This is a genomic window from Comamonas aquatilis, assembly GCF_965139575.1.
Classification (GTDB): domain Bacteria; phylum Pseudomonadota; class Gammaproteobacteria; order Burkholderiales; family Burkholderiaceae_C; genus Comamonas; species Comamonas aquatilis.
Window position 1 is genome coordinate 113,233 of sequence record NZ_CBCSIW010000003.1, and the last position, 13,206, is coordinate 126,438.

A 13,206-nucleotide genomic window follows, 5' to 3' on the forward strand; every position below is an offset into this window, starting at 1 on the left:
ATTGATCTACAGAGAGGAGAAGCCACCATGCCAAGCAAACGACTGTTTCTGCAAACCGCCCTGGCCCTGGGCGCCTATGCCAGCGCCACGGCCGCGTTTGCGGCCACGCCCATCAAGTTCCAGCTGGACTGGCGCTTTGAAGGCCCGTCCGCCCTGTTTCTCCAGCCTGCCGCCCAGGGCTATTTTCAGGCGGCCGGCCTGAATGTGACCATCGATGCGGGTAGCGGCTCGGGTGGCGCCATCCAGCGCGTGGCGTCCGGCTCCTATGACATGGGCTTTGCCGATCTGGCGGCGCTGATGGAGTTTCAGGCCAACAACCCGGACATGAAGGAGAAGCCCGTGGCCGTGATGATGGTCTACAACAACACGCCGGCCTCGGTGATGGCGCTCAGGAAAAGCGGTATCGCCAAGCCCGCCGACCTGAGCGGCAAGAAGCTGGGTGCGCCGGTGTTTGATGCGGGCCGTCGCGGCTTTCCCCTGTTTGCCAAGGCCAACCAGGTGGGCGAAGTGCAGTGGACCAGCATGGACCCGCCGCTGCGCGAGACCATGCTGGTACGCGGCGATATCGATGCCATCACGGGCTTTACCTTCACCTCGCTGCTGAACCTGGAGACGCGCGGCGTCAAGGCCTCCGACGTGGTGGTGCTGCCATTTGCCGACAACGGCGTCAAGCTCTACGGCAACGCCATCATCGCCAGCCCCAAGCTGGTCAAGGAGAACCCCGAGGCGATCAAGGCATTCCTGCAAGCCTTCACCAAGGGTGTCAAGGAAGTCATAGCCCATCCTGCCGCTTCGATCGCGCATGTGAAAGCGCGTGACGGCATCGTCAACAGCCAGCTGGAGGGTCGCCGGCTGCAGCTGGCCATAGACACCGTGATCAACACCGCCGATGCGCGCGCCGAAGGCTTTGGTCAGATCGCTCCCACACGCCTGGCGCTGATGGCCTCCCAGGTCTCGGATGTGTATGCAACCAAGACGCGTGTGAATCCGCAGACCGTGTGGAACGGCAGCTTTCTGCCCTCGGCTGCCGAGCTCAACGTGCTGCCAAAGAAGTGAGATCTGCGTTCCATTTGCACTTGATTTGATAGCTGATGGCGCTTGATTGATAGGCGCTACAGCCAGTTTTAGTATGACACCATCACTCTCGGATACCGACGCGCCCTTTGTGGAGTTCAAGGACGTCTGGCTGGCCTACAACGAGCAATTGCTGCAGGCCAATCACTTTGCGGTGGAGGCCATCGATCTGCAGGTCCAGCGTGGCGAGTTCATTGCCATCGTCGGCCCCTCGGGTTGCGGCAAGTCCACCTTCATGAAACTCACCACCGGGCTGAAGATGCCCTCCATGGGCCGCATCACGGTCGATGGCCAGCGCGTCACCGGGCCGCTCAAGATTTCGGGCATGGCATTTCAGTCCTCGTCGCTGCTGCCCTGGCGCACCACGCTGGATAACGTGCTGCTGCCGCTGGAAATCGTGGAGCCGCACCGCTCGCAGTTCAAGCAAAAGCGCAAGGAATACGAGGCCCGGGCCGTGGCTTTGCTGGCCAAGGTGGGGCTGGCGGGATACGAGAACAAGTTTCCCTGGCAGCTGTCGGGCGGCATGCAGCAGCGGGCCAGCATTTGCCGGGCCTTGATTCATGAGCCGCAGATGCTGCTGCTTGACGAGCCTTTTGGTGCGCTGGATGCCTTCACGCGCGAGGAGCTATGGTGCATTTTGCGGGACCTGCAGGCCGAGCAGAAATTCAATGTGATCCTGGTGACCCACGATCTGCGCGAAAGCGTTTTTCTGGCCGACACCGTGTATGTGATGAGCAAGAGTCCCGGCCGCTTTGTGGTGCGCCGCGACATCGAACTGCCCCGCCCGCGTGACCTGGAAGTGACGTACTCCAGCGAATTCTCGGACATCGTCTATGAGCTGCGCGGCCACATCGGTGCCTTGCGCAAAAACACCGCCGCCGCTGGCGCTGTCATCAACCAATAAGGAAAGCTTTCATGCACGGAAAAACCGCGGAACGCTGGGCGCCCTGGGTGCTTTTGCTGCTGATCGTTCTGCTCTGGCAGGTGATCTGCTCGGCGTTCGAGATTTCTGAATTCATCTTTCCCAGCCCCTGGGCCATAGGTCATCAGCTGGTGGAGTTCGGCTCCATCATCGCCGTCCATGCCTGGCGCACTTTCTGGGTGACCATGGCCGGTTTTGGTCTGGCAATCGTGGTGGGCGTGCTGCTGGGTTTTCTGATCGGCTCTTCGCGTCTGGCCTATGCGGCTTTCTACCCGCTGATGACGGCTTTCAATGCCTTGCCCAAGGCCGCTTTTGTGCCCATCTTGGTGGTCTGGTTCGGCATTGGTGCCGGGCCGGCGATTCTGACGGCGTTCCTGATCAGCTTTTTCCCCATCATGGTCAACATCGCCACCGGCCTGGCCACGCTGGAGCCCGAGCTGGAAGATGTGCTGCGCGTGCTGGGGGCAAAGCGCTGGGATGTGCTGATCAAGGTGGGCCTGCCGCGCTCCATGCCGTATTTTTACGGCTCGCTCAAGGTGGCCATCACCCTGGCTTTTGTGGGCACGACCGTCAGCGAGATGACGGCCGCCAATGAAGGCATTGGCTATCTGCTGGTCTCCGCCGGTTCTTCCATGCAGATGGGGCTGGCGTTTGCCGGCCTGCTGGTGGTGGGCGCCATGGCCATGGTGATGTATGAGCTGTTCAATGCGGTGGAAAAACGCACCACGGGCTGGGCACGCAGAGGCTCACAAGGCGAGTAAAAACTGCTGGCTGTCTTGGGGCAAAAAAGGCCTGCCGGATGTTCAATCCGGCAGGCCTTTCATCATATTCAGCCCGCGTTTCGGCAAGCGGCCATGGCATCCAGCGGCTTTTGGTAGCTGGGGCTTTGCACATCCATCAGGCCCAGCACCGTGTGATACAGGTTGTCGTGCGAGAGCGCCTGATCCAGTCCGTTGCGCAGGCAGGCATCCGAGATCTGGGTGCGCGCGCCCAGGCCGTGGCTCTCGCCCAGCCAGGCAATCATGGGCACATGCTTTTGCTCGTCGGGTGCCATGGCATAGGGCATGCCGTGCAGATAAATACCCATCTCGCCCAGTGATTCGCCATGGTCGGACATGTAGAGCAGGCCGGTCTGGTACTGGCTTTGGCGGGCCTTGAGCCAGTCTATGGTCTGCGCCAGAAAGTGATCGGTGTAGCGTATGGAGTTGTCATAGGCATTGATCACGGTTTGCTGTGCGCAGCTGGACAGCGCATTGGTGTCGCACTCGGGCTGGAAGAGCTTGGTCTCGGCCGTGGCACGCTTGTAGTAGGCCGGGCCGTGGCTGCCCATCTGGTGCATGACCAGCACCACGCCCTTGGCGCGGCGCTCGGGGTCCAGCTTGGCGATGCGCTCGTCCAGGCCGCTGAGCAAGATGCCGTCCAGGCATTCGCCATCGCTGCTGCACAGGGCTTTGCCGTCGGCGGTATTCACGCGATCGGCGGTGCTGGCATTCGGTATGCGCTGGCACACGCCTTTGCAGCCCGCTTGGTTGTCCACCCACAGCACGGCCAGGCCTGCGGCCTGCAGCACATCGAGCAGATTGTCGTGATCTTCCTTGGCGGCGTAAAAAGCCTCGCGCCCCAGGCTGGAGAACATGCAGGGCACGGATTCGCGGGTACTGGTGCCGCAGGAGGTAGCGTTGCGCCAGCTCAGCACATTGCGCTGAGCCAGATCTGGATTGGTCTGGTGGGCATAGCCGTTGAGGCTGAAGTTGGCCGAGCGGGCCGTCTCACCCACCACCAGAACGAAGAGCGGAGGCTTGTTGCCCGCCTGCGCATAGCTGGCACCCAGGGCCACGCCGCCGGTAATGGTCTTGAAGGGGCGGGGTTTGTGCAGCAAAGGCTTGAGCCCAGCATCCACCGTGGCTAGCACCGGGTTCACGGGGTTGAACATGAAACGCAGCCACAGATTGTTGCGCACCACCGGGGCCAGTTCCCGGTAGGAGATGAAGACGCTGCCCGCCAGCAAGGCAAGCGATGACACGGCCAGCACCAGGGTGCGCATGAGAGTGCGGCCGGCCGTTTGGCTGCCGCGTATGGGTTGCCTCCACAGCCACAGCGCCGGAAGACCCACGATCACGGCAAGCTGCAGCAGCAATTTGGGATTGAACAGGTCGGCACTTTCGCGCACGTCGGTCTGCACGATGTTGTGGATCATGCCCCGGTCCATGATGGTGCCGTACTCCACCATGAAGTACTGGGAGCCGGCGGCAATCAGCAGCAGCAGCAGCCAGACCGGCTTCATCCAGCGCGGCCAGGCCGTCAGGCTCAAGAGCAGCGAGGTGGCAAAAAACACCAGCGGCAGGATGCGCACAAACAGCACGGTGAGGCTGCCATCGTAGCCATCGAGCGTGGGCAGGCGCAGCCAGAGCGCCCAGTTGGCGGTCAGCGTGATCCAGGCTGACAGCAGCAGGACCACGGTTTGAGGAGACAGCGCACGACGCTCTGCGGTCGGAGATGACGGATGCGAGCTGGCTTGCGTGAAGTGGGGAAGAGGATAGGGCCGGGACATTGATGCGAAGCCTAAATTTGCTTTCTTAAGAGCATCTGAAGCTCGGCCCGAAGTGCTCGACTCGCGCGGCAGGGTGTCGCATCCGGCGCCGGGCCGGTCCTGCCAGCCTTTCAGCAGATCAGGTGTTTGCGCGTGGCCTGAGGCAGGTATTGGCACAGCTGCTCATGGCGCTGCTCGGGCGGCAGTTGCGCCAGCCGGCTGACCTGTGCATAAAACGCCTGCCAGCCTTGCTCTGGCGATGCGGCCTGCGCTTGCGTCTGCTGCCATAGCGCCGTGAAAGCGGGAACCCAGTCGTCATAGGCCGCCAGAGCGCCAAAGCTGGCGTTGTTGGCATCGCGCACCCAGTCATCGCTTTGCTGCAGGCGCTGCAGATAGGTTGCGCGCAGGGCCGGCGTGGTCAGCAGAGGCTCGTCCTGGCCCAGCCATTGGGCGCGCAGCAGGGCATATTGTTGGCGAAAGCTTGAAAATACTTCTGTTTTCATAGCTTCAAGTGCTTGTGCATCAATCGATTTAGCCTTGTTTTGCTGGTAAATCTCCAGCAAGGCCTCACGGGTCTGCTGGGTCAGCGCCTGCCACTGCTGTCTGCGTGCCTGGGCTTGTTGCCAGCGCTTTTGCGTGGCGGCACTGGCATGCGCTTGCAGCCACAGTGGCGTGCCGATTTGCTCCACCGTGCTGGCAAAGGACTCGTTGAAAGCCGTGTCATTGGCCACATACAGCAGCTGATGTGCCAGCTCGTGAAACAGCAGGCCGGCGAAGTCGCCTTCCTGCCAGTTCACAAAGGTGCTCAGCAGCGGATCGCCGCCCAGCCAGTTCAGATAGCCCAGCGTGGAATAGGCGGGAACGCCATAGACATTGACTTCCAGACCCTGGCGGGCCAGCTCGCTGGCCTGGGCTCTGGCATCGGTTGGATCGAAATAGCCTCTATATCCTACGCAACCGGCTATGGGAAAGCACCAGCGGTGCAGCTCCAGGCTGTCGACCGGTGCCGCCACCACATTCCACACCGCGTGGCTGCGCTGCAGCGCGGCATAGCGGGTGTAGCTGCTGTTGCGGGGCAGTTGCAGCGTGTCGCTCGCAAACTCGCGCATCTTCTGCGCCGCTTGCAGACGCTGGCGCAGGGCCGGGGCCAGGTTCTCCTGCCGCAGCCAGTCGGGTATGGGCTGGGCAGCATGCATGATCTGCATCTGGCCGCGAAAACCCTGCCAGTAAAAGCCCAGACTGGAGCAGCCGCCCAGCACCAGCGTGGATACCAGCATGGCGACAAACACGACCAGACCACCAAAGCCTGTGCGGCTGACTACACTCTGGTCTTTGCGCATCGCAACCGCCTACCTTTTCGATTCTTGCTTCATGGATTTTTTAACGCTTCTCATCATTTTGACCTCTGTGCTGTATCTGCTCAAAAAGCAGGAGCAACGCCGCAACACGCAGCTGCTGGCGCAGCAGCTGGGGCGGTTTCAGATCGAAAAGCTCATGGGCTCTTTGATGGAGGGCTATCTGCGCGCCGTTGGCGAGCAGGATCTGCAGCGCCGCGCCCAGGTCTGGACGGTGCTGGAGAACACGGAAAGCAGCCTAGTTTCGCAGTTTCAGCGCTTTGCCGACGAGTTTGCCCAGCTGCCGCCGGAGCAGACCCGGGTCTCCACCCTGCCGCTGGCTCTGCCGTATATGGATAAGTTTTTCCCCGCAGCCACCATGGATGTGCGCGCAGCCATGCAGTTGCATGCCAAGGCGGTAGCCGCCGCAGCCATGCGTGACGGCATGGATGATGAAGAGCGCAAGCGCCAGGCTTTCACCATGACGGCCGAGCTCATGCTGATGCAACACACTTGCCATTGGTTCTGCAAGAGCCGCACCGTGGCCTCCATGCGGCTGATTGCGCGCCATAAAACCTCGTATGAGCAGGTGCTGCAATCGGTGGCTGCCAATACGCGCCAGGCCTATCAGCAGCTCGCAGGCATACGCAGCTGAGCGGGCAGCGACGGGGTCTATATGCGGCCCTCTCCGACATATCCCTGATTGCACCGTCTTGACCCTGCAATCAGGGATGTGAAAAATGGGGGAGATGAAAAACCTGTTAAGCACATTGGAATCGCATCTGGCTACGCTGCCAGTGACCACTTCAGTGCAGCTGTCCTCCGGGGAACGCATAGGCCCGGACGACAGCGCAGTTCAGCTCAATTTTCGTTCCCCCAAGGCATTGGCGGCGCTGGCCGACGGGCAGATCGGCTCGGTGGGAGCCGCCATCGTGGAAGGCTGGGTCGATGTCAAAGGCTGTGCACGCGACATCATGGCCGTCGCTACGGGGCTGTTGCAGGGCAATCCGGTGGAGCTGGCGCCGACCTGGCTGGAGCAGACCGTCTCCAAGGCCAAGTCTCTGGCCATGCACACGCTCACGCGGGATGCCGAGCAAATCCAGTTTCACTACGATCTCTCCGACGAGTTCTATGCGCTGTGGCTGGACCCGAGGCGGGTCTATTCCTGCGCCTACTACCGGGACCTGAGCATGAGCCTGGCGCAAGCCCAGGAAGCCAAGCTTGATCACATCTGCAAAAAGCTGCAGCTGCAGCCCGGTGAGCGCTTCTGGGACATAGGCTCAGGCTGGGGCGGTCTGATCTTCTGGGCGGCCGAAAACTATGGCGTGCAAGCCCATGGCATCACCTTGTCGCGCAACCAGTTCGAGTATGTGCAGCGCCAGATCGAAGCCAAAGGCCTGCAAGGCCGCGTGACGGTGGAGCTGCGCGACTACCGGCAGATGGAGGGCGTGCTGCCTTTTGACAAGATTGGCTCGGTAGGTATGTTCGAGCATGTGGGCAGCGCTTATCTGGCCGAGTATTTTCAGACCATCCATCAGATGCTGCGGCCCGGAGGCATGGCCTTGGTGCACGGCATCACGGCCGGGGGCGTGGGCAATGGCGAGGTGGGAGCTGGTATTGGTGACTTCATCAGCCGCTACATCTTTCCGGGCGGGGAGTTGATGCACATCAGCCGCGTGCTGCATGACCTGGGAAAAAGCGGGCTGGAGATGGTGGATGTGGAGAATCTGCGCCCCCACTATGCGCGCACGCTCTGGGCCTGGTCCGACAGTCTGGAAGCCCAGCTAGCGCAGGCGCAAAGCATTCTGACGGCTCAGTATGATGCAGACAGGGCAGCTAGGGCCTTGCGTGCCTATCGCCTGTATCTGGCCGGTTGCGCCATGGGCTTCGAGCACGGCTGGGTGGCCTTGCATCAGATGCTGTGCATCAAGCCCGACGGCGATCTGCAGCATGGCGTGATGCCCGGTGCGCAGAGCCGCTATGCTTTCAACCGCGAATACATCTACCGCTGAAGGACACCATGCTCTACAAATTCAAATCGCGCGCCACCGCAGATCTCATCATGCTGGAGGCCAATGGTCGTCAGGTGCTGGAAATCATGGGCAAGCCGCCAGAGGCGCATGGCATAGTCACCGTGGAGCAGATTCCTGCCGCGATTGCGGCGCTGGAAGCTGCCGCGGCCGAGGATGCTGCCCGCCGTGCCGCCGCCGGAGCGGACGAGGCCGATGAAGCCGAGGAAGACACGAACTCGTCGGGTGCCAAGGACGGTGTGAGTCTGGGGCGGCGTGTGGCGCCGCTGGTGGAGATGCTGCGCCGCAGCGCCGCCGAAGGCCGGGACGTGACCTGGTAGCCTGCCGAGCAGGCAAACAACAAGCCCGCAGCAATGCGGGCTTGTTGTTGAGGGCGTAGGCTTATCAGTCGGCGTAGGTGCCGGCTGCCTTGATGACCTTGCCCCACTTGGCGATTTCGGCTTCCACAAACTTCTTGTGGCCGGCGGGGTTGATACGGTCATCCGTAGCGATCACGGCACCCAGGGCTTCCTGGCGCTTGATGAACTCGGGATCCTTGAGCGAAGTCTTCATGGCTTCGTTGATCTTCTGCACCACTTCGGCAGGCGTGCCCTTGGGGGCGTACAGACCGTGCCAGATGGTGACGTTGAAGTCCTTCAGGCCCAGGGATTGCAGCGTGGGCAGATCCTTGAGTGCCGGTGTGGTCAGAGGCTTGGCGGTGGTCACGGCATAGGCCTGGACCTTCTTGGCTGCAATCTGCGACGTGGTGTTGGTGGTCTGATCACACAGCAGGTCGACCTGGTTGCCCATCAGGTCGGCAATCGCAGGAGCTGCGCCCTTGTAAGGCACAGGCGTCATATCGTTTTGCAAGGCCGCCTGGAACATCAGACCGCACAGGTGGGAGGCGGAACCGATGCCGGCATTGGCCAGGTTCACCTTGCCTTGGTTCTTGCCGACCCAGTCCTTGACTTCAGCGAAGTTCTTGGCAGGCAGGGTGGGGCGGCCGATCAGCGTCATTGGCACATCGTTGATGATGCCGGCGTACTCGAAGTCGTTGAGCACATTGAAGGGCAGCTTGCGATACAGCGTCGGGATCGTGGACATGGCGATGTGCGTCAGCAACAGCGTGTAGCCATCGTTCCTGGCGCGGGCGGCCTTGCCGATACCGATGGTGCTGCCTGCACCGTCGGCGTTGTCGATCACGATGGTGGCATTGCCCAGCTGCTTGCGCATGGATTCGGCCAGGTCGCGGGCCACCTTGTCGGTGGGGCCGCCGGCCGTGAACGGAACAATGATGGTGATCGTCTTGCCGGCAGCAGGGTAGGTGCTGTCAGCGTAGCTGCTGATGGCTGCAGTAGCGGCCAGGGCCACGGTGGCGATCTTGAAAATTGTCTTCATGATGTCTCCCTAAAAACTCGTCTGTATGAACCAAGACAGTTGGTTACTACAGGAGCAGAGCCGAATTCTATGAAGAGCGGCCTTGTAAGGTTTTATCTATTTTCTAAGTGTTATCCCGTGAAGACACGGGTATTCCCATGGAGTTTGCGCTTGCGCAAACGCGCCAAGATCGGGTATCGGTCCGGCCGTCACTGGTAGGAGCGGGCGTCCTCCACCACCTTGCCGTCATTGGGCAGGCTGCCCGGCGCCACCAGTTGCACTTCGCCGCGCAGCTTGGTCACTTCGCGCAGGGCGTCGATCACCTGCAGGGCAAAGCCGGGCGCGGTTTCCGTGGTTTCCACCAGCAGCTGCATCTGGTCGTTGGCCATCTCGCCCGTGACCACCAGTCTGGCCTTGGCTATCTGCGGAAAGCGCTTGACGACCTCGGCCACTTGCTTGGCATGCACAAACATGCCGCGTACCTTGGTGGTCTGATCGGCGCGGCCCATCCAGCCCTTGATGCGGGCGTTGGTGCGGCCTGTTGGGCACTGGCCGGGCAGATAGGCAGAGAGGTCGCCCGTGCCAAAGCGGATCAGCGGATAGTCGGGGTTGAGCGTGGTGACGACCAGCTCGCCCACCTCGCCCTCGGCCACCGGATCGCCGGTGCCGGGGCGCACGATTTCCACGATCACGCCTTCATCGAGCACCAGGCCTTCGCGGGCGCTGGTCTCAAAGGCAATCAGGCCCAGGTCGGCCGTGCCGTAGCACTGATAGGCGTCAATGCCGTGATCGCGCATCCAGGCGCACAGCGAAGGCGGAAAGGCCTCGCCGCTGACCATGGCCTTGCTCAGGCTGGGCAGCTGGATGCCCATCTCCAGGGACTTCTCCACAATGATTTTGAGAAAGCTGGGCGTGCCTACATAGGCTGCGGGCTGCAGATCGAGCATGGCCTGCACCTGCTGCTCGGTCTGGCCGGTGCCGCCGGCAAACACCGTGCAGCCCAGGGCATGGGCGCCGGTTTCCATCATCGAGCCTGCAGGCACGAAGTGGTAGGAAAAACAGTTGTGCACCAGCTCGCCGGTGCGAAAGCCGGCGGCATACATGGCGCGGGCCATGCGCCAGTAATCGCTGCGGCGGCTTTCGGGTTCGTAAATCGGGCCGGGGCTGGCAAACACGCGCGGCATTTCGTGGCCGGTGGCAATGGCGTTGAAGCCGCCAAAGATCTGCTGGGGCCGCTGTGCGGCCTGGCGCTCCAGCAGCTCGCTTTTGCGGGTGACGGGCAGCTGTGCCAGTGCGGCGCGGCTGTTGATACGGCTGGCATCCACGCCATGGAGCAGCTCGGCAAACGCGCCGGAATGCCGTTGGGCATGGGCGATCTGTTCGGGCAGGCGCGCCATCAGCTCGGCTTCGCGCTGCTCCGGGCTGCGGGTTTCCAGGGCGTCGTAGAAGTGGCTCATCTCATCTCTCCTGCACGCATTTGTTCCAGTGAATTCAGATTTCAGGCGAAGCAAGCCTTATCCGCTTGTGTATCAAGCGGGGTTTGCTATTGAATTGGTAGTTATGGTTCCGGGGTGCTCAGGCCAGCCAGCGCTTGCGGCGCTTGTAGCTCTTCACATCCTTGAAGCTCTTGCGCTCCCCGCCGCCCACGCCCAGGTAGAACTCCTTGACGTCCTCGTTGCTGGCCAGGTCGCTGGCCTTGCCGTCCATCACGATGCGGCCGCTTTCCATGATGTAGCCGTAGTCGGCGTATTTGAGCGCCATATTGGTGTTCTGCTCGGCCAGCAGGAAAGTGACTTTTTCCTTGCTGTTGAGGTCTTTGACGATGTGAAATACCTCATCGACGATCTGCGGCGCCAAACCCATGGAGGGTTCATCGAGCAGCACCATGCGCGGGTTGCTCATCAGGGCGCGGCCGATGGCGCACATCTGCTGCTCACCGCCCGAGGTATAGGCGGCCTGGCTGGTGCGGCGGGTCTTGAGGCGCGGGAAATAGTTGTAGACCTTTTCCAGATTGGCGGCGATCTCGCCCTTGTCGCTGCGTGTGTAGCTGCCGGTCATCAGATTTTCTTCAATCGTCAGGTGGGCAAAGCAGTGGCGCCCTTCCATGACCTGAACCACGCCGCGCTTGACCAGCTCGGCCGGCGAGAGATTCTGGATCTGCTCGCCTTCCAGGGTGATGCCACCCTTGGTAACTTCGCCGCGCTCGCCCTTGAGCAGATTGGAGATCGCCCGCAGCGTGGTGGTCTTGCCCGCGCCGTTGCCGCCCAGCAAGGCCACGATGCTCTGATGGGGCACCTGCAGCGAGACGCCTTTGAGCACCAGGATCACATGGTTGTAGATGACCTCGATGCCATTGACCTCCACCAGCGGCGCGGCTGCGGCAGAGGTGGAAACTGTGTGTGGGGAATCGGTCATGCGCTCACCTGGTGATATCAAAATTGATAGCTTATTACGCTTGATAAATAAGCGTTTGAGGCTTTTCGTTTAAATCATGATTCGCTGCAGAGGCCCAGCTCAGAGACATCGAGCAAGGGCCGCCCCGCAGCGAGGATGTCGCCCCCTCTCCCGATGCGACGCAGCGAGAGAGGGGGAAGGCGCTAGCGCCTCAGGGGGTGCAGGTTCTCACCTTGACGTTCTTTTCCTTGGCGTACTTGTCCGCATATTCCTTGACCAGCGGATCGATCAAGGTCTTGTCGGACTGGTACCAGTCGGAAGTCACGGTGAACTTGGCGCCGTCCCAGGTTGCAATGCGCGCCCAGTCGGCACCCAGGTGGTTGTCACAGCTGGTCTTGAAGGGACGGATGATCTTGCCAAAGCCCAGCTCGTTGAGGCGGGCCTGGGTCAGGTTCAAGTTTTCCAATCCCCAGCGCACTTGCTCGGGGCTCATGACCTTGCCCTTGCCGAACTTTTCCTGAGCGGTGCGAATGGCTTCGACCTGCAGCATGGAAATCATCATGCCGCGGGTGTGTGCCAGCTGGCCCAGCTCCTTGACATCCTTGGCCGTGCCCTGGTTCTTGTCGTAGACCTGGGCCTTGACTTCGTCATGCACCTTGTCGCGCTCGGCCGTGTTGTGGATGGTCACGGTGTTGTAGCCCTTGGCGCCGGCACCGATGTCTTTGACGTCATGGTCGGAGCCGCCCCACCAGATGGCGTACATCTTCTCGCGGGGGTAGCCGGTGGCCTGGGCTTCGCGCACGGCCGTGGGCGTCATCACACCGGCGGACCACAGCAGCACATAGTCGGGGCGGTTCTGACGGATTTGCAGCCAGGTGGATTTTTGCTCCACGCCGGGGGCGGTGACGGGCAGCAGGGTCAGCTCGAAACCATCCTTGGCGGCGCGCTTTTGCAGCAAAGGAATGGGTTCCTTGCCATAGGGCGAGTCGTGGTAGACCAGGGTGATCTTCTTGCCCTTGAGATTGCCTTTTTCCTTCTTCAGGATGTCCTGGATGATGGAGTCGGCTGCCGTCCAGTAATTGCCCAGCAGGGGGAAGTTCCACTCGAACACCTTGCCGTCCGCCGATTGCGACAGACCATAGCCGGGCGTGACGACGGGAATCTTGTCGCCCACGGCCTTGTCCGTCACGGCAAAGGTGATGCCGGTGGACTGGGTATCAAAGCCCGAAGCGCCGCCGTCCTTGCCTTTCAGGCGCTCATAGCATTCCACGCCCTTGGCCGTGTCATAAGCGGTTTCGCATTCCTCGAACTTGATCTTCACGCCGTTGATGCCACCCTTGGCGTTGATGAGCTTGAGGTAATCCTGTTTGCCGTCGGCCCATGGGATACCCAGAGGTGCGAACTGGCCGGTGCGGTAGACCAGCAAAGGCACAAACTGTTCCTGGGCCATGGCCGCAGGCGACGCCATCAGGGCGCCCATGCCAGCGGCGACGGTAGCAGCGGCAATCGCAACTTTCTTGAACATCATCAACTGTCTCCTTGGGTTATTTGGGACAAAGTCCCGGG

Annotated in this window: 12 protein-coding genes; 6 read left to right on the plus strand and 6 right to left on the minus strand. The window is 61.4% G+C overall.

What is annotated here, in order from left to right:
• The first annotated feature begins 27 nt into the window (after positions 1 to 27).
• From ACNAZA_RS05575 to ACNAZA_RS05585, 3 genes are all read left to right on the plus strand, one after another.
• Positions 28 to 1,056 carry an ABC transporter substrate-binding protein gene (locus ACNAZA_RS05575; protein WP_415795462.1) on the plus strand — a complete coding sequence of 343 codons (1,029 nt, stop codon included), beginning with the start codon at positions 28 to 30 and terminating at the stop codon, positions 1,054 to 1,056.
• Between the two features lie 73 nt (positions 1,057 to 1,129).
• Entirely contained in the window at positions 1,130 to 1,978 is an 849-nt protein-coding gene (locus tag ACNAZA_RS05580) for an ABC transporter ATP-binding protein (protein ID WP_415795463.1), read from the plus strand.
• Between the two features lie 11 nt (positions 1,979 to 1,989).
• Positions 1,990 to 2,757: an ABC transporter permease gene (locus tag ACNAZA_RS05585; RefSeq protein WP_415795464.1), complete on the plus strand. Its 768-nt coding sequence runs from the start codon at positions 1,990 to 1,992 to the stop codon at positions 2,755 to 2,757.
• A 68-nt stretch (positions 2,758 to 2,825) separates the two neighbouring features.
• On the opposite strand, the gene ACNAZA_RS05590 is transcribed toward ACNAZA_RS05585, so the two are convergent.
• Both ACNAZA_RS05590 and ACNAZA_RS05595 read right to left on the minus strand, forming a co-directional pair.
• Positions 2,826 to 4,547 (minus strand): phosphoethanolamine transferase, encoded by a 1,722-nt coding sequence (locus ACNAZA_RS05590; protein ID WP_415795465.1) that lies wholly within the window; start codon positions 4,545 to 4,547, stop codon positions 2,826 to 2,828.
• A 110-nt stretch (positions 4,548 to 4,657) separates the two neighbouring features.
• Entirely contained in the window at positions 4,658 to 5,866 is a 1,209-nt protein-coding gene (locus ACNAZA_RS05595) for an aminopeptidase (RefSeq protein WP_415795467.1), read from the minus strand.
• A 31-nt stretch (positions 5,867 to 5,897) separates the two neighbouring features.
• On the opposite strand from ACNAZA_RS05595, the gene ACNAZA_RS05600 reads away from it, so the two are divergent.
• From ACNAZA_RS05600 to ACNAZA_RS05610, 3 genes are all read left to right on the plus strand, one after another.
• Positions 5,898 to 6,515, plus strand: coding sequence for a hypothetical protein (locus ACNAZA_RS05600; protein WP_415795468.1), 618 nt, complete (start codon positions 5,898 to 5,900; stop codon positions 6,513 to 6,515).
• Between the two features lie 94 nt (positions 6,516 to 6,609).
• Complete coding sequence (locus tag ACNAZA_RS05605) at positions 6,610 to 7,872, plus strand: class I SAM-dependent methyltransferase (protein WP_415795469.1); 1,263 nt, start codon at positions 6,610 to 6,612, stop codon at positions 7,870 to 7,872.
• Between the two features lie 8 nt (positions 7,873 to 7,880).
• Complete coding sequence (locus ACNAZA_RS05610) at positions 7,881 to 8,210, plus strand: DUF1840 domain-containing protein (protein ID WP_415795470.1); 330 nt, start codon at positions 7,881 to 7,883, stop codon at positions 8,208 to 8,210.
• Positions 8,211 to 8,274: 64 nt separating this feature from the next.
• Here ACNAZA_RS05610 and ACNAZA_RS05615 read toward each other — a convergent pair whose 3' ends face one another.
• From ACNAZA_RS05615 to ACNAZA_RS05630, 4 genes are all read right to left on the minus strand, one after another.
• The gene (locus ACNAZA_RS05615) at positions 8,275 to 9,267 is read right to left on the minus strand and encodes a tripartite tricarboxylate transporter substrate-binding protein (RefSeq protein WP_415795471.1); all 993 of its coding nucleotides are present in this window, start codon (positions 9,265 to 9,267) and stop codon (positions 8,275 to 8,277) included.
• A 188-nt stretch (positions 9,268 to 9,455) separates the two neighbouring features.
• Positions 9,456 to 10,703: a phenylacetate--CoA ligase family protein gene (locus ACNAZA_RS05620; protein WP_415795472.1), complete on the minus strand. Its 1,248-nt coding sequence runs from the start codon at positions 10,701 to 10,703 to the stop codon at positions 9,456 to 9,458.
• 118 nt (positions 10,704 to 10,821) lie between these two features.
• A complete protein-coding gene (locus tag ACNAZA_RS05625) occupies positions 10,822 to 11,661 on the minus strand; it encodes an ABC transporter ATP-binding protein (protein WP_415795474.1) in 840 nt (279 codons plus the stop codon).
• Positions 11,662 to 11,851: 190 nt separating this feature from the next.
• On the minus strand, positions 11,852 to 13,168 hold the full coding sequence (locus ACNAZA_RS05630) for an ABC transporter substrate-binding protein (RefSeq protein WP_415795475.1): 1,317 nt from the start codon (positions 13,166 to 13,168) through the stop codon (positions 11,852 to 11,854).
• Between the last annotated feature and the right edge of the window lie 38 nt (positions 13,169 to 13,206).